This window comes from Thermosynechococcus sp. (assembly GCF_025999095.1).
GTDB lineage: Bacteria > Cyanobacteriota > Cyanobacteriia > Thermosynechococcales > Thermosynechococcaceae > Thermosynechococcus.
Window position 1 is genome coordinate 637076 of sequence record NZ_AP024678.1, and the last position, 22611, is coordinate 659686.

A 22611-nucleotide genomic window follows, 5' to 3' on the forward strand; every position below is an offset into this window, starting at 1 on the left:
AGTAAATCAATCATGGGGCAAGGGTTCACTCTAGGGAAGGTTGCGCACTGGGGGCGATCGCCCCTCCTCGTGATCGCCCTAGCAGTCACCCTTTTTCCTAGTCCCCCTGCCCCAGCTCAAACGCTTAGCCAGCGGGGAATGGTTACAGCTGCTCAACCTGCAGCAGCAAAGGCAGGTAGAGACATTCTCAAAGCAGGGGGCAATGCTGTGGATGCCGCGGCGGCAACTGCATTGATGATTGCCGTCGTTGAGCCCTATGCGGCCGGGATTGGCGGGGGTGGCTTTGCCCTTGTGTATCACGCCGAATCCCAAACCATTCGTGCCCTTGATTTTCGGGAGCGGGCACCCCTGCAAGCGACACCAACGATGTATCTCAACGGGAAGGGGGAGGTGATTCCCCGTGCCAGTTTGGATGGGGTTTTGGCCGCAGGTACCCCCGGCACCGTTGCTGGCCTAGCTGCTTTGCACCAACGCTATGGTCAACTGCCTTGGTCTCAGGTCGTCACTCCCGCCATTCAGGCCGCTCAGCAGGGATTTGCCGTTACTCCATTGTATCGACAGTGGGCGACAGTGCGCCAAGCCGTTCTGCAGCAGGATGTGACTGCCGCGCGGATTTTCCTCAGAGATGGCCAAGTTCCCCCCTTGGGCACGGTGATTCAACAGCCAGACTTGGCAAAAACCTTGGCGACGATCGCCCGCGATCCGAGAAGCTTTTATGAGGGTTGGATTGCTAGGGCGATCGTAGACTTGATGGTGCAGCAAGGGGGCAAAATGACCCAAGAGGATTTACGAACCTATAGCCCCGTTTGGCGAGAGCCAATTTGTGGCACCTACCGGGCGTTTCAGGTCTGTTCGATGCCACCCCCCTCTTCTGGTGGCGTTGCCCTTGTGCAAATGCTCAACCTCTGGCAACTGTTGCCCCCTGCTCCTATCCCCAGCGATCGTGGTCACTACCTAGCCAGCGTGATGCAAATTGCCTATGCGGATCGCGCCCGTTACCTCGGAGATAGTGACTTTGTGCCTGTGCCTGTCACTGCCCTCACCCATCGTCACTATGCCCAACAGCGCGTCACTGAAATTCTTCCCCGTCGTGCCCGTCCCCAAAGCGCTGTGAGTGCAGCAACCCCGATCCAACTCGCAGAGTCGGACAATACCAGTCACCTAAATGTGGTGGATGCCCAAGGGAATGCCGTCAGCCTGACATTTACGATCAATGGGCCCTTTGGGGCGGGCGTGGTTGTGCCGCAAACGGGGATTCTTTTGAACAATGAAATGGATGATTTTGCCATTGCCCCCAATCAACCCAATCTCTTTGGTGTTGTCGGTATTCAATCGGGCAAGACCTCCCTAGCCAATGGTATCGAACCGGGTAAGCGTCCCCTCTCAAGCATGAGTCCAACAATTGTGCTAAAGGACAACCGCCTCAATATGGTTTTAGGCTCCCCCGGCGGCAGTCGAATTATTAGCACCGTGCTGCAACTGTTTTTGAACGTCGTTGATTTGGGGCAGGATGCCGCCACTGCCATTGCTAGTCCTCGGATTCATCAGCAGTGGGCACCGGATATCCTCTTTGTCGAGCCAACCCTGCCTTATTCTTGGATACAAACGTGGCAGCAGTGGGGCTATCGGGTAAAACAAACCCGTCCGTGGGGCAACGCCAGCTTAATTCGCGTTTTGGAGCATGGACAATTAGAAGGGGTAGCCGATCCTCGAGGGGAAGGTGCGGCCATTGGTTGGTAGAGGAGGGGTATGGCACAGGTGAGTATGGCCGCCTTGGTGGCCGCAGTGCGCACAGGCAATTGGTTGATTAGTTTTCCCACAGATACAGTGCCCGCCTTGGCCAGTCGTTGCGATCGCGGGGAATTGATCTATGCTGCCAAGGAACGTCAACCGGATAAGCCCTTGATCCTCATGGGCGCTAATCCTGAGCAACTCTGGCCCTTTGTGCGCGGCAGTGCTGCTGAATGGGAGCAGTGGTCTGCAATGGCGGCGCGTTATTGGCCGGGGGCAGTGACCTTGGTGTTGCCCGCTGCTGAACTGCCGCCGGGGTTGAATCCCCTAGGTACAGGCACAATTGGCTTACGAGTTCCCGCCTGGCCGCCTGCCCAAGCCCTCCTCCAGCAAACAGGACCGTTGGCCACCACCAGTATCAACCGCTCAGGTCAGCCGCCACTCATTGAATTGGGGGCGATCGCTCGCGAATTTCCCCAAGTTTTAACACTCCACCCTTGGCAGTTACCCCCTGGCCCTGCCGAACCCTCAACCGTGGTGCAATGGCAATCGGGGCAGTGGCACATCCTGCGCCAAGGTCGAGTGCAGATTGAACCCCCCTAGTATTGGGAATCAATTTCCCCGGAGGCAACCCGTTCGAGGAGTTCCTGTAAAATTTTTTCCTCTTCTTCGGAAATTTGGCCATCGGAAAGCACGGCGTCAATAATTTGGCCATGCTCTTCGAGGGTCAGAATTTTATCTTCTAGGGCTTTTTCCACTAGAGCTTTAATTTGGGCCGTGTCCATGATTGCGACTCCACCTGTCACTGCCAGTATAGCCTCACCCTTGAAGGGGGAGGGGCAGGTTTCGGCGGGATCTGGGTAGGGGCGTTTCACGAACCACTAAATCTTTGCTAGACCTATAGGCCTTGCCTGCGGCAGGCAGGACTGAAGACTTCGGTTTTGATGAATCTATTTCTCCGCGGCTTGCCATTGTTCGCGAATGGTTGCTCGCCAGCTTTTACGGCATTTTTCGGGCTGATAGTTCCCCTTCAGGAGATACCCAATCCAGACTCCTAGGCAATTTGTAGCTCTCGACACTCCTACCGTGCCAAGGCGTTAATTTCCTCGACGAAATGGCCAATATCAAGGTGGCCAAAGTCTCCTGCCTTAAGCAGCTGCGCCTATGCGAGTGTCCGGGTGGAAAAATCGGTTTCATGGAAGTTTATTTGCATGATTTTTTATTGTATTAATCCACTTATTTTTGTATTTAATATTTGTGAATTTATCCTAGTTTATTTGCACATCAAACAATGTACGCTGCAAAAAATTCCCCCAAGCTGGGACTGGCACTCACCAGGGTATGAAAGATACGACTCCCAGCCTCCTGTCCCGGCTGAATGGGAAACAGGCTTTGCCACGGTTCTGGTGGGTCCAACCATTGCCAATGACCACCGGCGGCATGGACAATTGGCCAAGCGGGGGCAATATCCCAAATGCGAGGTGTGCGCTCAACGGCCCCGAGGGTATAACCAGCGGCAACGGTCAGCAAATTGTAACTGGCGGCTCCCAACATGCGAATTTTGCAGGGGAAGGCACGCTTGAGCACATCGGTGCTGCGGGCACAAAGGCTAAAAAACGTCTGCACATTTGGCTCACTGACCTTGACGCGAATGGGCTTCCCATTCAAATAGGCACCGTTGGCATGGTCAGGGGCTTGATAGAAGCCATGAAAGGTGTGCTGCAGGCCGGGAACGTGGACATAGCCAAATACGGGTGTGCCTTGGTACAGCAGGCTGAGGGCAATACACCAAATGGGCAAACCATGACTATAGTTAGTTGTGCCATCAATGGGATCGATAATCCAACACCACTGCTCGCCACTGTAGGTGTGGTTTCCTTCTTCACTGAGGCAGCCATGGTGGGGAAACTGCTGTTGCAGCATCGCGGTGATTTTCTGATCGGCCCAAAGGTCGGCGCGGGTAACAAGGCTGCCATCGGCTTTGCGATCGCTGGGGGACTGCCCTGTCCACTCCAGCAAACGGGGGGCAACCACCTGTTGAATCTGTTGACAGGTTGCCAGCACCTCAGACCAAAATCCTGAGTTCATTGGCTGTCTCCCACCACGATACAATGAGCACGTCTGATCCTATACCCACTAGGCAATCTGCGTCCTGACTCCCCATGGCACAAACACTGGTCGTCAAAATTGGCACATCGAGCTTAACGGGGGGCAAAGAAGGAAACCTGGCCTTGGCCACTATTGCCCAACTGGTGGAGGTTCTGTGTCACTGTCAACGGCGGGGCGATCGCGTGGTGCTCGTCTCCTCTGGGGCGGTGGGCGTGGGTACTATGCGCTTGGGCCTGACAGAACGTCCCCAACAATTAGCCCAAAAACAAGCAGTGGCAGCAGTGGGTCAAGGGCACCTGATGCGGATGTACGATGAGCTCTTTGCGGTGCTGCGTCAACCCATTGCCCAAATCCTGGTGACACGGCAAAACTTTGTCGATCGCCAGAGCTACCTGAATATCTACAACACGTTCCAAGCGCTGTTTGAACTGGGCGTCATCCCCATTGTCAATGAAAACGATACGGTGGCGGTGGATGAACTCAAGTTTGGTGACAATGATACCCTCTCAGCCCTTGTGGCGAGCCTTGTCGAAGCCGATTGGTTATTTCTGCTCACAGACGTCGATCGCCTCTATTCAGCGGATCCACGCATTGATAAAACCGCCGTTCCCATTGAGCGGGTGGTCTCCTTAGCCGAGTTAACACAAACCATTCAAATTGGGTCTGCTGGCTCCCCTTGGGGCACCGGCGGCATGGCCACCAAAATTCGGGCGGCGGAAATTGCCACAGAAGCCGGGGTGCGCACCGTCATTACCGATGGGCGATCGCCCACCAACCTCTTGAAAATCCTTGCAGGTGAAGCCTTAGGCACCCACTTTGAACCTCGTCCCAAAACCATCAATGCCCGTAAACGCTGGATTGCCCGTGCCCTCATTCCCAAAGGCGAGTTATGGCTAGATGAGGGTGCCGTTAAGGCAATTACCGTGGGTGGCAAGTCCCTCTTAGCAGCAGGCATTACCCGTGTGGAAGGGGAGTTTCAGGCTCAAGATGCCGTTAAGCTCTGTGACCCCGCAGGAGCTGAAATTGCCCGTGGCCTTGTCAACTACAACAGTGAAGAAATTCGTCGTGTGCAGGGGCAACAATCCACGGAATTGGCCAACATCCTTGGCTATGCCGGTGCCGATACAATTGTCCACCGTGACAACCTAGTGGTGACCCTGTAACCTTGTGCGATTGCGCTGAAAAGGACGATAGGCAGTAGGTGCGGTAAAATTACTTACCAACTGTGACCGTTTATGCAGCGATTGGGGGTAGGTTTTCCATCTGGCATAGCCCCACTAAGGCACGCGTATTAAGACAGTACCTGATTGGTAGAAAAAGTATGGTTCAGTTCCACATCCAACCAGATAGCGAAATTCCTGCTTCAACTCAGCTCTTTAATCAAATTAGTTTTGCGATCGCTGCACGGCAATTTCCCCCAGGCTATCGTTTGCCCAGTACGCGGCAGCTCGCCATGCAAACCGGGTTGCACCGCAACACGATCAGCAAAGTTTACGAACGCCTTGAAGCCGCTGGTTTAGTCGTACCCCAAGTGGGGTCTGGCATTTATGTCCGTGCCCTTGGCCAAGAGGAAACCCGTCCCCGCCAGCGCCGACCCGCTGTTGTGCCTGTACACCGCATTGTTCAAGAAAGTGTGGACACCCTCCTCGAAATGGGCTATTCCTTAAGTCAAATTCGCGAGTTATTCCTTGCCGAGCTTGATGCTCGCCAGAAAGCTGGGGTGAGGGTTTTGGTGACAGTGCCCCGCCACGATCAAGGGGCAGGTGAGCTGATTGTTCAGGAATTGCAACAACTTCTGCCAATTCCTGTGGAACTGGTTTTTCTTGAGGATTTGGCAGCAGTTCTCGATAGTGACACCTCGGCAACTGTGGTTACGGTGCGCTATTTTGCCAGCATGACGGAGGCTGTCACCCGCAATAGGGACGTGCGGGTATTTTTCATCGACATTTACAACTACCAGCGGGAACTGGAAGTGGTACGGCAATTGCCAAAAGGCTCCTGCTTGGGGCTGGTCAGCCTTAGTTCCGGTACACTTGGTGTCGCAGAGGTAATGATCCACAGCCTGCGGGGGGATGAGCTCCTCTTGGTGAGCGCCCAGGCCAACGATAGCTATAAGCTCAATGCCGTTGTCCACCGCGCCCACACGATCATTAGCGATCGCGCCAGTGGCGAACGGGTCAAAGCAGCCATTGCGGCGGCTCGCCACGAGTTGATTCGTATTCCCCGTCTCATTTGCTGCGAAAGCTACATTGATCCGCAGTCGGTTGAACTGCTGAAACGGGAAATTGGTCTGACGGAGGATCTTCCCCTCGAAGCCAAAGCCTCTTGACTCAGGGATTGAGAGCATTCAGCCCATAGGAGAAGTGCACGGGGACTAGCTGATTTTGTGCTTGATTTTGCATTGCATCCAGTTGTAGGTTTGTAAGATAACCTAAGCCAGCAGCTAGACCACAGTACAAGAGGCAGACAGCACTGAGTTTTGGCCAATGCAAGCTCATAAAACGCCACATGAGTTGACTCCTCATTTGCAGAACTACACCACTCAATCAAGACCCCTGCCGCCAACTCACACCACAGCTCTTTTCCCAGGGATGGAACACCGTCGACGCTGTGAAAGTCTCTAGTGGAGTGAAGCACCTCCCCTTTGGCTACCCCACGTTTTAGAATGCTGTACCTAGGAAATCCCTTGAGAACTTCCTAAGCTTGGGAAATTGGCTTGGGAGGAGGGGTCACACCTAAAAAAATTATTTTCAATTTTATTGATTGCCCTAGGAAGCCTACAGAGAGTGTTACAGTTGTTAAAGTTATTAAATACGCGCCAAAGTCTCGAATTTCTAAGGACTTGAGAAAGAGCAAGGAAGTCTTCTAAAATCATCTAAAAAATGTTAATTGTTTTTTTATTTTGGCGAAGCCAGCAAGCGTGGATACCCTTCCTTCAGTGCGGATTGTCCTTGTTGAACCCCAAGGGGAGATCAATATCGGCAGCATTGCCCGCGTCATGAAAAATATGGGGTTGCAGCAGTTGTGGATGGTCAGTCCCCGCTGTGATCCGAAGGGAGAGCTAGCCCAGCGCTGGGCAGTTCATGCAGAGGATGTGCTCCAGCAAGCAAAAGTGACCGATTCCCTGGCGGCGGCGCTGGCGGATTGTCAGCGGGTTTTTGCCACCGTGGGGCGAGATGTGGCGGATTTGGCCTTGCCCTGTTGGACACCGCGTCAGGCAGCACCGCAACTCTTGGCTGTAGCGCAGTCGGCACTGCTGTTTGGGCGCGAGGATCGGGGGCTCACGAATGCAGAATTGGAGTGTGCCCATGGTTTGGTGAAAATTCCGACAGCCAATGCCTATCCATCTTTGAATCTGGCGCAAGCTGTTGCCGTATGCTGCTATGAGTTATGGCTGACGGCCTGCGACAGTGTGGGAACTTTTCCCCAAGGGGATGCCGTCCCCTTTGAGCGGTTGCAGGGGTTTTATGACCATTTAGAGCAGGTGCTGCTCCAGATTGGTTTTTTGTATCCCCATACCGCTGCCAGTCGTATGACCAAGGTGCGATCGCTCCTCGGGCGCGCCTACCCCACGGAGGCCGAAGTGGCCCTATTGCGGGGCATGGTTCGTCAGGTGGAGTGGGCGATTCAACACGCAGCCGCGATTTCTTCAGAGACCTTTCTTCTAAAGTAAATGGCATGGTTGCTCAGTCTCGTTCAATGGTTCAGTCCTCCCGTTTTTCCTCACTCCCTCGGCCAGTCACACCTCCGCCGCTGCCCCGTCCCAATTTGTTCTTAATTACTTTTCGCTGTGGCGTGAGTGGGGTGGCCCTTGCGACGATGGTGGGCACACTCCTCTCTGTAGTGCACCCTCAGGATTTGTCCCTAAAGACCACAGCGGTGCCGGCGATCGCTCCTGAGGCACCCACTCCAACCTTGCCCCCCGAACGTCCACTGACCCGCCTGCAACAGCAAATTCAACAACTGCTTAGCCGTCAACCCAATCTGACGGCGGGGCTGTACTTTTTTAATCTCGATTCCGGCGCTTCCCTAAATCTCGGCGGCGATGAGATCTTTCCTGCCGCCTCTACGATTAAGTTTCCCATTCTTGTTGCCTTTTTCAAGGCAGTGGATGAGGGGCGAGTCACGCTCCACGAACGCCTCACAATGCGCCCCGATCTCATAGCCCCTGAGGCCGGCACATTGCAATACCAAAAGCCCAACTCCCAGTACTCCGCCCTTGAGGTGGCAGAATTAATGATCACAATTAGCGACAACACGGCAACGAATATGATCATTGATCGCCTTGGGGGCGCCGCCGAGCTGAACCAACAGTTTCAGGAATGGGGCTTAGAAAATACGGTGATCAACAATCTGCTGCCGGATATGAAGGGCACCAACACCACTAGTCCTCGGGATTTGGCAACGCTGATGCTCAAAATTGGTCAGGGGGAAATTCTCTCGCCCCGTAGTCGTGATCGCCTGCTGGACATTATGCGGCGCACGGTCACTAATACGCTCTTGCCCGCTGGTCTTGGCAAAGGGGCCACCATTGCCCACAAAACGGGAGATATTGGTATTGTGGTCGGGGATGCGGGCATGGTAGATATGCCCAATGGCCAACGCTATGTAGCGGCAATGATGGTGAAACGACCCTACAATGATCCCCGAGGGAGTGAACTCATTCGCCAAGTCTCGCGGATGGTTTACCAAGCCTTTGAGAAACTTTCTCCGCCTCGGCCTTAGATGGTGCAGCCACTCCTGACCCTAGAGAATGTGTGCCGCTACTTTGGCGGTCTTAAGGCCGTTGAGCAGGTGTCCTTGAGCGTTGAAACGGGGGAGATCTTTGGTATTATTGGCCCCAATGGTGCCGGTAAAACCACCCTTTTTAACCTACTGACGGGGTTAATTCCTCTGACTTCAGGGCAAATTCTGTTTCAGCAGCAGCCTTTGCAGCGGCTTAAGCCTCACCAGATTGCTGCTTTGGGGATTGCCCGCACGTTTCAAAATATTCGCCTCTTTCCCGAGATGAGTGTTTGGGAGAATGTTCGCCTAGGACAGCATCTCCATGCCCCTGCCAGTTTTTGGGCCAACCTTTGGGGGGCACCCTCTGTACGTTATGCTCAGGAGCGCTTGGAGAATCGCGCCAAGGAACTCCTCTACTGGGTGGGCCTCTACGAGCGGCGCCACGAGCGAGCAGGCAACTTACCCTATGGTGAACAACGCCGCCTTGAACTGGCGCGTGCCTTGGCACTGCAACCACGCCTGCTCTTGTTGGATGAACCGGCGGCGGGCATGAATCCCAAGGAAAAGCAAGAGCTCTGTGAGTTGATTCGCCGCCTCAAGGAGACCTTTGAACTGACGGTAATTCTCATTGAGCACCATGTGCCCTTGGTGATGAGTTTGTGCGATCGCTTGGCCGTATTAGACTTTGGTCAACTCATTGCCCTAGGAGATCCCCTGACGGTGAAAAATGATCCCAAGGTGATTGAGGCCTATCTTGGCGGTGATGTTTAAGTCAACAGAGTCCTATTTCCAAGGCCGAACGGCCCTTCTGGCTACGAAGCACGGCAAAGAACAGGTGATTGCTCCTGCCCTTGCCCGCCTAGGGGTGACGGTTGTGGTTGCCAGTGACTTTGATAGCGATCGCTTTGGTACCTTTAGCCGTGAAATTCCCCGCTGTGGCACCCAAGAGGAGGCAGCCCTTGCCAAGGCAGAAGCGGTGCTAGCGCAAACGGATGCCGACTTAGTCATTGCCAGTGAGGGGAGCTTTGGTCCCCATCCTCACTTTCCGATGCTCCCGAGCGATCGCGAACTCATTCTCCTTGTAGATCGCCGCCATGATCTTGTATTGCGGGGGGAGGTGCTCTCCCTAGACACGAACTTTAGCCATGCCACCGTCAGTAATCTTGAAGAGGCTTTGGCCTTTGGAGCCCGGGTGGGCTTTCCATCCCATGGCTTAATTGCAATGGCACAGGCTGATCCGCTACCCAATACGCCAATTTTCAAAGGGATTCAAAGCGAGGAACAGTTGCAAAGGGCGATCGCCACCCTGCAAACCAATAGCGCCACCTTTCACCTTGAAACCGATATGCGTGCCCACATGAATCCCACGCGCATGCAGGTGATTGCTCAAGCTGCTGCTGACCTTGTTCAAGGGATGGCTCAGGGCTGTCCCCAGTGTGGTTGGCCGGGGTTTGTGGCTCGTGAGCACCTGCCGGGGCTACCCTGTGAACTGTGTGGGGCACCCACAAGTGCCATCAAAGCTAGCCGTTACCGCTGTCAACGCTGCTTGTACGAACTGACGCTGCCGGTCCCTGAAACCACTGCCAGTGCCAGTCAGTGCTATTTCTGCAACCCCTAGGCAAAGACAAAGACTTGGTATAATCCCTGTACAGTCCCTTCTACTTCGGCACCGATTGAGTCATCCTGGCGTCTGCATTCCTAGCGCATTTTTGAGGAGTAATCCATGACACCTCGCTATCTGCCCAGTCTTGCCCTTGCGGCAGTCATTCTCAATCTTGGGAGTATGGCCTTTGCCCAGACTGCAAACCCGAATAATCCCATGGAGGGCTGGCCCCAAAACGGCAATGCTAACGACCTAGGCACCCTTCTCAGTCCCCAAAATGGCAACTTTTCCGTACCCGGACTGATGAATCGGCTGCGTTTGATGGATGGTCGTGACCCCAACGAAGTGGTGGCAGATCAAATGGAAAATCTCAATGCTCAAGCGGAGGCCTTTCGCAAACGGCAGCAGCAACAATTCCAAAATCTAACGCTGACGCCCTAGGATAGGGATGCTATGTCCCCAAGGGTATTGATTTTGGGCTTAGGTCATTGGGGACAGACACTGGCATACCTATTTGAGCAAAAGGGCTGCACCGTTTCCTGCTGGGGGCGATCGCAGGGGGCACTCTCGGCTGCCCTTTTCCAGGACATTCATTTGCTGGTTTCGGCTCTCCCTATCAAAGCGGTACGGGAAGTGGCGGCCCAAGTTGGCCGCCTTCACCCCCCCTTAGGAATCATTCTTGTGAGTGCCACAAAGGGCCTAGAATCGCAAACCTTTGCCACAGCGGCGGATATTTGGCAAACGTACTGCCCGCATCACAATCTTGTGGTGCTTTCGGGTCCCAATCTGGCCAAGGAAATCCAGCAGGGATTGCCAGCAGCAGCCGTGGTGGGGGGCAATCTAGCAGTGACCAAGCAGGTTCAGGATTGCTTGGGCAGTCCCACGTTTCGCCTCTACAGCAATGAGGACCGGCGGGGCGTTGAAATGGGGGGCATCTTCAAAAATGTGATTGCGATCGCCTGTGGCGTCAATGATGGCCTTGGTCTTGGCGTCAATGCCCGCTCTGCCCTAATTACCCGAGGACTGGTGGAAATGGTGCGGGTGGGTACCCACTGGGGTGGACAAGTGGAAACCTTCTATGGCCTTTCAGGATTAGGGGATCTGCTTGCCACCTGTACGAGCGCCCTCAGTCGCAATTATCAAGTGGGGTGGCATCTTGCCCAGGGTAAGTCCCTCTGCCAAGCCCTAGCCTTGACCCAGGGCACCGCTGAAGGGGTGAACACTGCTCGGGTGCTCTGCACCTATGCTCAGCAGCATCAGTTAGATATTCCGATCACTGCAATGGTGAATGCTGTTCTGGGGGGCTCTCTGACGCCTCAGGCTGCCCTCAATTGTCTTTTGGAGCGTCCCTTCAAGCCTGAGGTTATTCCTGGACAGTAGTTTTCGGCGTTGGTTTTGAGCTGGGTTCCCCTAAGGCAGCAGGCGCGGTTTCACTCACGGGGATGGCCACGGGGGGACGGTCAAGACTAAGCATCAAGCCGACTGCCGTTGGCTCAACAGGTAGAGGAGATACCTCTGGCTCAATGCGGGCAGGACTTGTGATAGCCACAGGCAGACTGGAAAAGGGATTGGGAATTAGGCCGCTCAGCATTGCCACGAGGGATGCCGCTAGTGTTGCCCCGGCACTCCCCAGGACCCAAATGTGACGGCGGCGATTGGCCTTAGCAATGACTTGGGCTGCTAAATGATCCGCCGGGCAGGGGGTCAAGGGCACTGGCAATTCCTGCAGCTGCTGCTTGAGGTTCAGGAGTCGCTGATAGAGGCGTTGTGCTTCAGAATCGGTAGCCAGCCATGCTTCCACCTGTTGCCGTTCGGCAGCGGTTACTTCACCATCCAGGTAGGCGCTTAGGAGTTCAAAGGTATCGCGTTTGCAGTGATCAAGTTCGTCCATCATAGAGGTCTGTCCTTGCAGGAAAAGGGTAGGGGTGATTCGCCTTAGGTGGAAGGGAGATCCAGGTGAGGTTGGAGTTCGAGTTGGAGTCGCTGTCGGGCCCGGGCAATTCGCGATTTCACGGTTCCGAGGGAAACCCCGGTGATTTGGGCAATTTCTTCGTAGGAGAGGCCTTCAATTTCCCGGAGGACAATCGTTGTCCGAAAGGTTTCCGGTAGGTTGGCGATCGCTCGCCGTAGTTGATCGTAGAATTCATCCGTGCGCAACCGGTCATCGGGACTGGCATCACTGGCGGCAAGTTCCCAGTTCATTTCACCCTCTTGGGTTTTCAGGGGCGCATCCAGGGAAAGGGGCGGTTGATGGCGTTTGCGTTTACGCAACTCATCGTAAAACAAGTTGGTGGCAATGCGGCTGAGCCAACCCCGAAATTTGCTGGCGTCTTGCAATTTGTGAATGTTGCGATAGACCCGAATCCAGACCTCTTGCACCAGGTCGGCGCGATCGTCCCAGTCGGGTGCAAGGTGATAGATAACTCGCTCCACATGGGATTGATATCGCCGCAACAATTCAGTAAAGGCAGCGCGATCTGGGGTTCTGCCGGCTTGACAGCGCACAACCAACTCTTGGGCTGTCAGTTTTGTCAGTGGCACCGTCACCCGAGCACTGGTCTCCTCACCACGTGGCCAAGCAAGGGGAAGACTGGATGTCATGGATACAATCGACCTCAGACCTATCGCTTTTCATGACGCCCTTGCCCCTAGGATGTTCCTTGATCCGTTATAGCTTGCCAGGGACATTTTCATGGGTTCGGTTTTGGCTGCGTGTCTGTTAATGTTTCCTTAACGTTGGTGAATTTAGATTAAAATGCTTATTGTAGCGGCGATCGCTCTTTGGACGCGCTACACAAACACTCAACGCGCGGCTCAACGTAACCCCTTTTCCTAATTACCGCCCCTCACCACTATGCTCTGGATCCGCATTGCCAGTGGACTTGTCGCGATCGCACTTGCGCTGCTGATGACCTTCCTAGGCGGTTGGTATTTTTGTCTGGGGATTGGGGCGCTCATTTATCTGGGGCAACTGGAATATTTTGAACTCGCCCGTGCGAAAGGGAGTGCACCGGCCGCTAAAACGACGCTAGTCGTCAGTCAGGTGCTCCTGATGACTTCCCTGCTGCGGCCTGACCTTGCGGATGCCGTCTTTCCAGTGGCGGGCACCTTTATTTGTTTTTACCTATTGTTTCAGCCCAAGCTGGCCTCGATCGCCGATATTTCCACCTCAATCATGGGGTTGTTTTATGGCGGCTATTTGCCCAGCTATTGGGTGCGCCTGCGGGGGCTAGAACAGCAGTCAACCCTGCCCTTAGGGGGCTTCTGGCCAGAACGGCTGCAACTGACGGCCTTTCCCTTGGGATTACAAGTGACGCTGTTGGCCTTTGCCTGTATTTGGGCGGCAGATATTGGTGCCTATGCGGTTGGTAAGCTCTTTGGCCGCACCCGTCTCTCTCACATCAGTCCCAAGAAAACCGTGGAAGGAGCTATGTTTGGTGTCTTGGGGAGCTTAGGCATCGCCCTTTGGGGAGCGTACTCCCTCGCCTGGCCCCTGCCTTGGCTGGCGGGAGCTCTGTTTGGTCTGATGATTGGGATTGCCAGCCTATTGGGCGATTTAACCGAGTCAATGATGAAACGGGATGCCGGCGTCAAAGATTCTGGGCAGTTGATCCCGGGGCATGGCGGCATTTTGGACCGCGCTGATAGCTACGTATTCACAGCACCCTTGGTCTTTTATTTTGTAACGCTCCTCTTGCCAATTTTGGCTTTCCATTGATTTTTCCATTGATTCGGTTGGGAAAGGCTGCCAGCACCCGCGATCGCTACCCCCACATAGGCTTCGGCATTGAATATTGGCATCAGCACCGATAGCAGCGGCCTGTGGCTTTGATTATTGGACGTCATCACACAATCCATCCAGGGCAATACAGGTCTCGTGTCTCGAAGACGTCAACCTTGAACCAGCGCCTAGGGGGTACGACGACCTTATCAAGTCGCCGCTTCAGCCACCCTCCCCACCAGCTAAAGGGGCTGTTGGCGATGATGTGATGGTGCTAGGCGCTCATTAGCTGCATGTCCCGATAACTTACCGCACCAGGATTGTGGTCAACCCCTGTTAAGGAATGGGCAACTTAAGAGGCTCCAGAACCCATTGGAGATCATCGGAAAACACCTAAAACCGCTCAGCATTCGTTTTTATTAATCATCGTGGCAATGGCAGCCGTGTAATATTCAGGCAAGTCTACGCCATGTACGCGCCTCGTCTGTGGATTGTTAAAGAGACATCGTTCTTCCAGTCTGAGGGGGTTTTCTATCGATTCAACCGTCATTAGCCTGAGCAGTATACTCTTAATGATTTCCTAATTTATGACTACTCTTTGATTTGCCCGCGTTTTAACGGCCTGTACAGCCCCTTATCTAGAACATGGGATTGCAAAAGTGTCATCAGAACAGTCACTAACAGTAATGCAACGCTTAGCAAAACCCAATTTTTTAGTGAAACTGCGAGCAGGGGTATTCTCCCTAGCCCTTTTTTCGTTAGTTGTACCGGCGGTTGCCAACGCTGAAAATCCTGCCCATGTGCGACAACTCTTGGAAACGCGCCAATGTCCCAACTGTGATCTGCGGGGCGCAAACCTGATGGATGCCAATTTGTTTAAGGCGAACTTAGCAGGTGCCAATTTGGAGGGGGCCTATCTGGCGGGTGCGAATCTCTTTGGTGCCAATTTGGCAAGAGCAAACTTGAACCGTGCCAGTCTATACCTAGCGATTTTGGTCAATGCCAATTTGGCAGGAGCACAACTGGTGGGAACACGCCTCACCCTCAGCAACCTTGTCAATGCCAACCTCAGCGGTGCCAATCTGGAGAATGCGGTCATGAAAGGGGCAAATATGATTGATGCGAATTTGACGGCTGCCAACCTGAAGGGGGCCGATCTCGATCGCGCCAACTTGAGTGGGGCCAATTTAAGCCAAACAATCTTTGATCGCCCCCCCAACCCCTAAGAAGTCGCTTGCGCCTGCTTTAGGGCAGCCGCAAGTCGCGGTTGATCCCAGCTTCGCTGGTGGAGAATTTGCCATGTGGCCATTAGATCAGGACCATGGACAGCACCGGTGAGGGCCGCCCGTAGGGTTCGCATTGTTGCTCCTTTTTTCACCCCTGCGGCTTTGGTGGTCTGTTGAATCAATTGTTGCCCCATCTCCACAGTGAGGGTTGGCTCTGAGGGTAAATGCTCTAGTAGGTAGGCCAAAATGCTCGCACTTTGGGGCTGGCCCAGTTGAGCCATGGCTTCAGAATCAAAGGTGACGCTGGGTATAAAGAAAATAGCCCCTTGATCAATGGCCTCCCTAAGGGTGTTGAGCCCGGGTTGCAGGAGTTGGGCAAGGTCAAACAACCAAGGGCGATCGCGCTCCTGATCAAAGGCATAGCCTGCCTCCTGCCACAAAGGGATGAGTGCCGCCAAAAATTCTTCTGGCTCCAATTGTTGAATATATTGACGATTCAGCCAATTGAGCTTATCCCAGTCAAAGCGGGCGCCTGCCTTGTTAATCCGTTCAAAACTAAAGTGCTTCGCTGCCAGATCAAGGGTAAAGAGTTCCCCCATCCCCTCTGGTGGAGACCAGCCCAAAAGTGTCATGTAGTTCGCCAAAGCGGGGGCTAGATACCCCATCGCCCGAAAGTCGGAAATAGAGGTAACCCCATCCCGCTTCGAGAGTTTTTGCCCTGCCGAATTGAGAATCAAAGGGGTATGGGCAAAGTTGGGGGGGGTGGCGCCAAGGGCTTCGTAGAGCAAAATTTGCTTGGGGGTGTTGCCAATGTGGTCTTCACCGCGAATGACATCGGTAATGCCCATGGCAATGTCATCCACCACAACCACCAAGTTATAGAGGGGATAGCCAATTTCACCGCGGGGGGCTGCCCGTGCAATGACCATATCGCCGCCTAGATCGGCCCCCTGCCAACTGACTCGACCGCGCACCAAGTCCTGCCACTCAATCTGGCGATCGTCCTCAATTTTGAAGCGAATCACGGGGGTTCGTCCCGCTGCATCAAAGGCGGCTTGCTCCTCTGGGGTCAAATGGCGGTGACGGTTGTCGTAGCGGGGGGCTTGTCCCTTGGCTTTTTGTTCGGCTCGCAGGGCGTCCAGTTCTGCGGGGGTGCAGTAGCAGTAGTAGGCTAGTCCCTTGTCCAAGAGGGTTTGAATCGCTTGGCGGTACAGATCCAGGCGATCGCTCTGGAAATAGGGGCCTTCATCCCACGTCAGCCCCAGCCATTGCAAGCCCTCCAGGATATTCTCGGTGTATTCAGGCCGCGATCGCTCGCGATCCGTATCCTCAATGCGCAGGATAAATTTTCCTCCCCGATGGCGGGCATAGAGCCAGTTGAATACAGCGGTACGGGCAGTCCCAATGTGCAGCTGTCCTGTCGGACTCGGCGCTAAACGAACACGAACTGTCACTACTGACCTCGAATACAAAAATCGCCCTTCCGATCCTACCGCATTGGTTACAGGCCTTCTAGGCTAGGGTATAGGGACGATTCAGCCGCTCCAGTTGCTGTACCAGCAGACTCAGAAACAGTCCTACATCCGTGACTACGCCCACGGATTCCACAGAACCCCGATCCGCTAGTTTGGTTACGACCGCTGGGTTAATATCCACACAGACTAACTTCACCCCAGCAGGGGTCATATTGCCAACCCCAATGGAGTGCAGCATCGACGCGAGCATCAAAATCATGTTTGCACCCCGAATCAGGTGAGCATACTCCCGCTGCGCCACAATTAAATCCATCAGGGTATCGGGCAGTGGGCCATCATCGCGGATTGAGCCCGCCAGGACAAAGGGCACATTATTTTTGACACACTCATACATCACGCCACTGGTGAGAATGCCCTGAGCCACAGCGTTGGCAATACTGCCACAGCGACGAATGGTATTGATCACTTTCAGGTGATGACGGTGACCACCCCGCACCGGGACGCCCCGCTGCATATCCACCCCCAAGGAGGTGCCCATGATGGCCTGCTCCATATCGTGCACAGCGATCGCGTTGCCGCCGAGGAGTCCTTGGACATAGCCTTCACGGATTAGCTTGGCTAAATGCTCACCCCCACCCGTGTGGATAACCACTGGCCCAGCCACCACAATCGCTTTGCCTCCCTGATCGCGGATGCGCCGCAGCTCCCAAGCAATCTGTTCCACCACCAGTTCGACGCGGCGTTCACTGGAGACCCCTGATCCCATGAATGTGAACTCTTGGTTGTTGCGCTGGCTTTCCGTTTTCCGAATCGTGCGGATGCCTTCGACGCCCACGACGACGCGATCGCCCACCTGCAAATCCCGCAGAATCCGACACTCCGCCACCGTGCCTTCTGGGGTTGAGCGCACCACAATCGCCCCATCCATGCGTTGGTTTTGAACCCGAACCCACTCGCCCGCAACCCGCACCTCTGTGGGGTAAATCGTTGTCACATAGAAGTCATCCGGGGCAACCCCTGCTTGGGTAACGGTTTCGAGGGTAGCATCGCAGACCTCCGAGGGCGGCAAAATCGCCCCGAGGGTGATCAACTGCGCCATGATGCCATCCATGACCTCGGCATCGGGGGCCATGACTCGAATATCCGCTTGGGAAGGACTTTGCCGCTGTTCGCCAAGGTTAAATTGTAGGACTTGGAAACTACCACCATTTTCGACAATTGTGTCGAGGACACGGTTCATCAGACCAGAGTCGAGGAGGTGTCCCTCCAGATGAACGACCCGATTGGGAATGGTGGCGGGTGCATGGAGTTCTTCACGCACCGGTTCAGTCACCCGCAACGTCAAACACTTAGCCGCACCTCCCGCCTTCAGAAATTCTGTGAGGGGCGTCTCCACCACCTCAAAGCCCACTTGGGCAAGGGCGGACTTCAACTCTTGGCTGGCACGGTTGAGAATCACCGTGCGATCGATATTGACGGCATTGCAGGCAAAATTAACCGCATCAGGCTCTTTAAGGGCAATTCGTTTATCCGCCGGTACCCGCAGTTCAATAAGACGGTTGGAATAGGCATCAAACGCGGGAGGATAGTAAAGTAAGTAGCCATTGGTCAGCGGGCAAAAACACGTGTCAAGGTGATAGAAGCGCTCATCCATCAGCCGCAGCGAGAGGACTTCAACATCTAGCCACTTTGCCAAATAGGCATGGGAATCCAATTCTGAACGGAAGCCATACCCCGCCCACAGCCAGCGGCCCTCGCGATCCAAGAGGGCATCCCCTGCCCCCTCAAAAGGCAGTTCTTTGGGTAGCTCAAAGACCTGGTACCCCTGGGATTCAAACCACGCCTTAAAGTAGGGTTCTTCGCCCTGACGTTCTGGGTGATAAAAGCGACTGAGCACCACACGATCGCCCAGCACCAACCCCGCATTCGCCGTAAACACCATATCAGGCCAGCCCGGCTGCGGCTCAATCAAGTCAACCGTCGCCCGAGCCTGGATAATTTCGTAGAGTCTTTGCCACTGCTCCTGTGCCCGATCGCGGGAGGATTTGTGGATATTTCCCTCCATCCAAGGATTGATCACATAGTCCACCTGATAATAGGTGGGCGGGCACATGAGGAATCGCAGGGTTGAACTCATAGGGATTGTTTAGAAATCGTTGAAATGTGTGAAAACAGTATGGGATGGGCTCCACGGCACCCATCGCAAACTTTAAATAATTCTATAGGCAGGGGGGATTCTGACGGTTACTTTTGTCATCAAGTCCTGACATTATCCCCCTTGTCCTTTGGGGTAGGGGCAATTCTATTTGCAAAGAGCAGGGGAAATCTGCGCTAAGATTATAATTTGCGCGATCGCGCACAGCCAACTGACACTACACTGACACCATCTGCGAAGGGGAACGACCTTGACTGACCTGATTGACCTCATTTCCGTAACGACTGAGCCACGTTCCAATAGCCAGCTCCTCGCCAAAATTGAGGTTGCGGGGGCACACTCTCAACAGGTATATAACCAAGTGGTCAACGATCTCCTTCGCCACACACAAGTGCCCGGATTTCGCAAGGGGAAAGCCCCCCGGCAGCTTGTATTGCAGCAGCTTGGCAGAGAGCGGCTGCACTATCTTGCCATGGAAAAACTGATTGAGGATGCCGTCAAAACCGCCGTTGAAAAGAACAATATCCCCTACCTAGGCAATCTCGAACTCGAAGGGAGCATTGCAGAGCTACGGGATCAATTTCATCCCGGCGAAAACTTTTCCTTCAGCGTCACGTTTGACGTCGAACCAGAAGTGACGGTCACAGCCTATCAAGGACTAACCATTGAGTACAGTCCCGTCACCTACAATCCCGAAACTGTCGAGCAGCTCTTGCAGCGGCACCAACGGGAGCACGCCACCCTCATTCCCGTGGAAGACCGACCGGCTCAGTGGGGGGATGATGTCACCCTGAAACTCGTGACCAAAGATGAAAACGGGGAAGTGGTGAAGGAACTCTCAGCGGATGAATTGCCCCTGTCCCTCGATGCAGCGCAACCCTTTTTGCTCAAAGAAATTCCTGCTGCTGTTGTCGGCATGAGTATTGGTGAACTAAAAACGGTGACGGTGTCTGTTGCCCAGGAAGCAGCGGAAGGAAAAGCGGAGACTCCCAAACCGTTGACCGCTGAGATTGAACTCTTGGGAATTAAAGCCCCGGAACTGCCCCCCCTAGACGATGCCTTTGCCGCTGAGCACAGTGAATTTAGCACCATGGCAGAATTGCGGGCCTATCTAGAGCAAAATCATCAGGAGCGAGCTAAAAATCAAGACAAGCAAGCCAAAGAAGCTGCCCTCATTGATGCCCTCATTGCGCAAAATCCCGTTGAATTGCCAAAAACCCTGATCCGCAAAGAAGCGGATGTGAAGGTGCGGACAACTCTGATGCAAATTCAGTCCCAAGGTGTTGATCTCAACAAGATCCTGACCGAGGAACTCTACGAGAAAATGCGCCAAGAGGCAGAGCCGGCGGCAGCTAAGGACGTGCACGCCCGTTTGTTGTTGAAGGCGATCGCTCGCCAAGAGGGCATTGAGCCCAGTCCAGAAGCAGTTGAGGAACGGCTGAACCGCTACAAAGAAGTGGTGAGGAACCAAACGGCAAAGGATCTGGAACGACTCCGCGAATTGGCCCACGATGAAGTGCAGCAGGAGCAAGTCCTCAACTGGCTCCTAGAGCAAAATACATTTCAGCCGGTGCAGTCCGACACAGCCACTGAGCAGCCCCCGGGGACTACTGGAGCGCCAAAGGATACCCAGATGGAGGCCGTTGCTGAAAACCCATCCACGCCGCAAAAACGATCTGGCAAAAAGGCAAGTGCTGCCCCATCCCAAGAATAGTTCGGCATAATGGAGGTAATGATCCCTCCGGGAACAAACCGCTGGTTACAATTAATTACAGTTACAATTAGTTACAAATAAAGCGTCATTTTAGGCCACTATGCTGCAATCCCGTTATGACCACCCCCTGAGTGCCATTCTGCGCTCTCCAGCGCTCAATCTGCCGTCTACCCATGCCAATATTGTGCCGATGGTGGTTGAGCAGTCGGGGCGGGGTGAACGAGCCTTTGACATTTATTCGCGGCTTCTGCGCGAGCGCATCATTTTCTTAGGTGGAGGGGCAGGCGATCGCCGCGGTATTGATGATGCCGTTGCCGACTCTATTGTGGCGCAACTTCTCTATCTAGATGCCGAGGATCCAGAAAAAGACATTTACCTATACATTAACTCCCCGGGTGGCTCAGTCACCGCCGGCATGGCCATCTACGACACAATGAAACACATTCGCCCCGATGTGTGTACCCTCTGCTTTGGCTTGGCCGCCAGTATGGGTGCCTTTTTGCTCTCCGGCGGCACTCCTGGTAAACGGATGGCTCTGCCCCACGCTCGCATCATGATCCACCAGCCCTTAGGGGGGGCCCAAGGTCAGGCGGTGGACATTGAAATCCAAGCGCGGGAAATTCTCTACCACAAGCGCAAGCTCAATGAACTCTTGGCTCAGCACACGGGGCAACCGATCGAGCGCATTGAAGCCGATACAGAGCGGGATTTCTTTATGTCCGCTGAAGAGGCAAAAGCCTACGGTCTGATTGATCAGGTGGTGACGCGGCAAAGCCTCCCGAGCCACTAAGTACACCCTACGTGCACCCCTAGAGGTTCCCTATGGCCAAATATGATACTCACCTTAAGTGCTCCTTTTGTGGTAAGTCACAGGAACAGGTGCGTAAGCTGATCGCCGGCCCTGGGGTCTATATCTGTGATGAATGCGTAGAGCTGTGTAATGAAATCCTCGATGAGGAATTGGCCACCGTTCCCAATGCCGCCGCTCCCCGTCGAGAATCGCCGCCGCCGCGCTCCTCCCGCAGCACCCCCCGCAGTCGTCCTCTGAGCCAGGTGCCCAAGCCACGCCAAATCAAAGAATTTCTTGATCAGCACGTGGTGGGGCAGCACGAAGCTAAGAAAATCCTTTCGGTTGCAGTCTATAACCACTACAAGCGCCTGAGTCTTTTAGATAGTGATCAGCGGGGGGATGACAACGTCGAACTGCAAAAGTCCAATATCCTGCTCATTGGCCCGACGGGTTCGGGCAAGACCCTCTTAGCTCAGACGCTAGCGAAGCTCCTCGATGTTCCCTTTGCGGTTGCCGATGCCACCACCCTCACGGAAGCGGGGTATGTAGGGGAAGATGTGGAAAACATTCTGCTGCGGTTGCTGCAAAACGCCAATATGGATGTAGAGGAAGCCCAACGGGGGATTATCTACATTGACGAGATTGATAAGATTGCCCGCAAAAGTGAAAATCCCTCAATTACCCGTGATGTTTCCGGGGAAGGGGTACAGCAGGCGCTACTGAAAATGCTGGAGGGGACGATCGCCAATGTGCCGCCTCAGGGGGGGCGCAAGCATCCCTACCAAGACTGCATTCAAATTGACACGACGAATATTCTCTTTATCTGCGGCGGTGCCTTTGTGGGTTTAGAAAAGACCATTGAGCAGCGGGTGGGCAAAAAAGCGATGGGCTTTGTCCGCGATGGTGAGCTTCTGCCCAAGGAAAAACGCTCTGCCGATATTCTCAAACAACTGGAGCCCCACGATCTGGTGAAGTACGGCATGATTCCAGAGTTCATTGGCCGTATTCCTGTGGTTGCTGTGCTGGAGCCGCTGGATGTGGCTGCCTTGGCAGAAATTCTCACCCAACCTCAAAACGCGCTCCTGAAGCAGTACCAAAAACTGATGCGGATGGATAGTGTGGAGCTGCGCTTTGAACCAGCGGCGGTGGAGGCGATCGCCCAAGAGGCTTACCGTCGTAAAACCGGTGCCCGTGCCCTGCGCGCCATTGTTGAAGAGATTATGTTAGACGTGATGTACGAACTCCCCTCCCGCAAAGACCTGCGCGAATGTACCATCACCCCCGAAATGGTGGAAAAGCGCTCCACGGCTGAGCTGCTCCTGCATCCTTCTTCACTGCCGACCCTATCGGCATAGGGTGCCG

Annotated in this window: 22 protein-coding genes; 15 read left to right on the top strand and 7 right to left on the bottom strand. The window is 54.3% G+C overall.

Translation table 11 applies throughout. From position 1 onward, the window contains the following. Positions 1 to 12: 12 nt before the first annotated feature. Entirely contained in the window at positions 13 to 1740 is a 1728-nt protein-coding gene (ggt, locus tag Q0W94_RS03200; RefSeq protein WP_297761030.1) for a gamma-glutamyltransferase, read from the top strand. A 9-nt stretch (positions 1741 to 1749) separates the two neighbouring features. Further along, positions 1750 to 2334, top strand: a complete 585-nt coding sequence (locus Q0W94_RS03205; protein ID WP_297761034.1) for an L-threonylcarbamoyladenylate synthase — start codon at positions 1750 to 1752, stop codon at positions 2332 to 2334. Here the strand turns inward: Q0W94_RS03205 and Q0W94_RS03210 are convergent. The 3 genes from Q0W94_RS03210 to Q0W94_RS03215 all read right to left on the bottom strand — a co-directional run bounded on the left by Q0W94_RS03210 (position 2331) and on the right by Q0W94_RS03215 (position 3819). Beyond that, positions 2331 to 2516: a hypothetical protein gene (locus tag Q0W94_RS03210; protein WP_011057956.1), complete on the bottom strand. Its 186-nt coding sequence runs from the start codon at positions 2514 to 2516 to the stop codon at positions 2331 to 2333. The genes Q0W94_RS03205 and Q0W94_RS03210 overlap by 4 nt on opposite strands. A gap of 165 nt (positions 2517 to 2681) precedes the next feature. Continuing rightward, complete coding sequence (locus Q0W94_RS12375; RefSeq protein ID WP_399372114.1) at positions 2682 to 2810, bottom strand: DUF29 family protein; 129 nt, start codon at positions 2808 to 2810, stop codon at positions 2682 to 2684. 205 nt (positions 2811 to 3015) lie between these two features. Further along, positions 3016 to 3819 carry an inositol monophosphatase family protein gene (locus Q0W94_RS03215; protein WP_297761037.1) on the bottom strand — a complete coding sequence of 268 codons (804 nt, stop codon included), beginning with the start codon at positions 3817 to 3819 and terminating at the stop codon, positions 3016 to 3018. Positions 3820 to 3893: 74 nt separating this feature from the next. Here Q0W94_RS03215 and proB point away from each other — a divergent pair, with 74 nt between their 5' ends. From proB to Q0W94_RS03255, 8 genes are all read left to right on the top strand, one after another. Further along, positions 3894 to 5003, top strand: a complete 1110-nt coding sequence (proB, locus tag Q0W94_RS03220; protein WP_297761040.1) for a glutamate 5-kinase — start codon at positions 3894 to 3896, stop codon at positions 5001 to 5003. A gap of 158 nt (positions 5004 to 5161) precedes the next feature. Then, positions 5162 to 6169, top strand: coding sequence for a GntR family transcriptional regulator (locus tag Q0W94_RS03225; RefSeq protein WP_297761043.1), 1008 nt, complete (start codon positions 5162 to 5164; stop codon positions 6167 to 6169). A 591-nt stretch (positions 6170 to 6760) separates the two neighbouring features. Further along, positions 6761 to 7513 (top strand): RNA methyltransferase, encoded by a 753-nt coding sequence (locus Q0W94_RS03230; protein ID WP_297761046.1) that lies wholly within the window; start codon positions 6761 to 6763, stop codon positions 7511 to 7513. A 5-nt stretch (positions 7514 to 7518) separates the two neighbouring features. Continuing rightward, complete coding sequence (locus Q0W94_RS03235) at positions 7519 to 8565, top strand: serine hydrolase (RefSeq protein WP_297761049.1); 1047 nt, start codon at positions 7519 to 7521, stop codon at positions 8563 to 8565. Beyond that, positions 8566 to 9336 carry an ABC transporter ATP-binding protein gene (locus tag Q0W94_RS03240; protein WP_297761052.1) on the top strand — a complete coding sequence of 257 codons (771 nt, stop codon included), beginning with the start codon at positions 8566 to 8568 and terminating at the stop codon, positions 9334 to 9336. Continuing rightward, positions 9329 to 10183, top strand: a complete 855-nt coding sequence (locus Q0W94_RS03245; RefSeq protein WP_297761055.1) for a DUF6671 family protein — start codon at positions 9329 to 9331, stop codon at positions 10181 to 10183. Before Q0W94_RS03240 ends, Q0W94_RS03245 begins: the two co-directional genes overlap by 8 nt. A gap of 105 nt (positions 10184 to 10288) precedes the next feature. Beyond that, complete coding sequence (locus Q0W94_RS03250) at positions 10289 to 10609, top strand: hypothetical protein (RefSeq protein WP_297761058.1); 321 nt, start codon at positions 10289 to 10291, stop codon at positions 10607 to 10609. Between the two features lie 12 nt (positions 10610 to 10621). Beyond that, the gene (locus Q0W94_RS03255; RefSeq protein WP_297761060.1) at positions 10622 to 11548 is read left to right on the top strand and encodes an NAD(P)H-dependent glycerol-3-phosphate dehydrogenase; all 927 of its coding nucleotides are present in this window, start codon (positions 10622 to 10624) and stop codon (positions 11546 to 11548) included. On the opposite strand, the gene Q0W94_RS03260 is transcribed toward Q0W94_RS03255, so the two are convergent. Beyond that, entirely contained in the window at positions 11532 to 12062 is a 531-nt protein-coding gene (locus tag Q0W94_RS03260) for an anti-sigma factor (RefSeq protein ID WP_297761062.1), read from the bottom strand. The two genes, Q0W94_RS03255 and Q0W94_RS03260, sit on opposite strands and share 17 nt — an antisense overlap. Before the next feature lie 41 nt (positions 12063 to 12103). Then, positions 12104 to 12769: a sigma-70 family RNA polymerase sigma factor gene (locus tag Q0W94_RS03265; RefSeq protein WP_297761065.1), complete on the bottom strand. Its 666-nt coding sequence runs from the start codon at positions 12767 to 12769 to the stop codon at positions 12104 to 12106. Between the two features lie 253 nt (positions 12770 to 13022). On the opposite strand from Q0W94_RS03265, the gene Q0W94_RS03270 reads away from it, so the two are divergent. Both Q0W94_RS03270 and Q0W94_RS03275 read left to right on the top strand, forming a co-directional pair. Continuing rightward, the gene (locus Q0W94_RS03270; RefSeq protein WP_297761069.1) at positions 13023 to 13886 is read left to right on the top strand and encodes a phosphatidate cytidylyltransferase; all 864 of its coding nucleotides are present in this window, start codon (positions 13023 to 13025) and stop codon (positions 13884 to 13886) included. 689 nt (positions 13887 to 14575) lie between these two features. After that, positions 14576 to 15115: a pentapeptide repeat-containing protein gene (locus Q0W94_RS03275; protein WP_297761072.1), complete on the top strand. Its 540-nt coding sequence runs from the start codon at positions 14576 to 14578 to the stop codon at positions 15113 to 15115. Here the strand turns inward: Q0W94_RS03275 and gltX are convergent. Beyond that, the gene (gene gltX / locus Q0W94_RS03280) at positions 15112 to 16569 is read right to left on the bottom strand and encodes a glutamate--tRNA ligase (RefSeq protein ID WP_297761075.1); all 1458 of its coding nucleotides are present in this window, start codon (positions 16567 to 16569) and stop codon (positions 15112 to 15114) included. The genes Q0W94_RS03275 and gltX overlap by 4 nt on opposite strands. Positions 16570 to 16627: 58 nt before the next feature. Then, complete coding sequence (locus Q0W94_RS03285) at positions 16628 to 18727, bottom strand: TIGR00300 family protein (RefSeq protein WP_297761078.1); 2100 nt, start codon at positions 18725 to 18727, stop codon at positions 16628 to 16630. A 268-nt stretch (positions 18728 to 18995) separates the two neighbouring features. Between Q0W94_RS03285 and tig the strand changes: the two genes are divergently transcribed. The 3 genes from tig to clpX all read left to right on the top strand — a co-directional run bounded on the left by tig (position 18996) and on the right by clpX (position 22604). Then, on the top strand, positions 18996 to 20459 hold the full coding sequence (gene tig / locus Q0W94_RS03290) for a trigger factor (RefSeq protein ID WP_297761081.1): 1464 nt from the start codon (positions 18996 to 18998) through the stop codon (positions 20457 to 20459). 100 nt (positions 20460 to 20559) lie between these two features. Continuing rightward, a complete protein-coding gene (clpP, locus tag Q0W94_RS03295; RefSeq protein WP_297761084.1) occupies positions 20560 to 21249 on the top strand; it encodes an ATP-dependent Clp endopeptidase proteolytic subunit ClpP in 690 nt (229 codons plus the stop codon). Between the two features lie 32 nt (positions 21250 to 21281). After that, positions 21282 to 22604, top strand: coding sequence for an ATP-dependent protease ATP-binding subunit ClpX (gene clpX / locus Q0W94_RS03300; RefSeq protein WP_297761087.1), 1323 nt, complete (start codon positions 21282 to 21284; stop codon positions 22602 to 22604). The last annotated feature ends 7 nt before the right edge of the window (positions 22605 to 22611 follow it).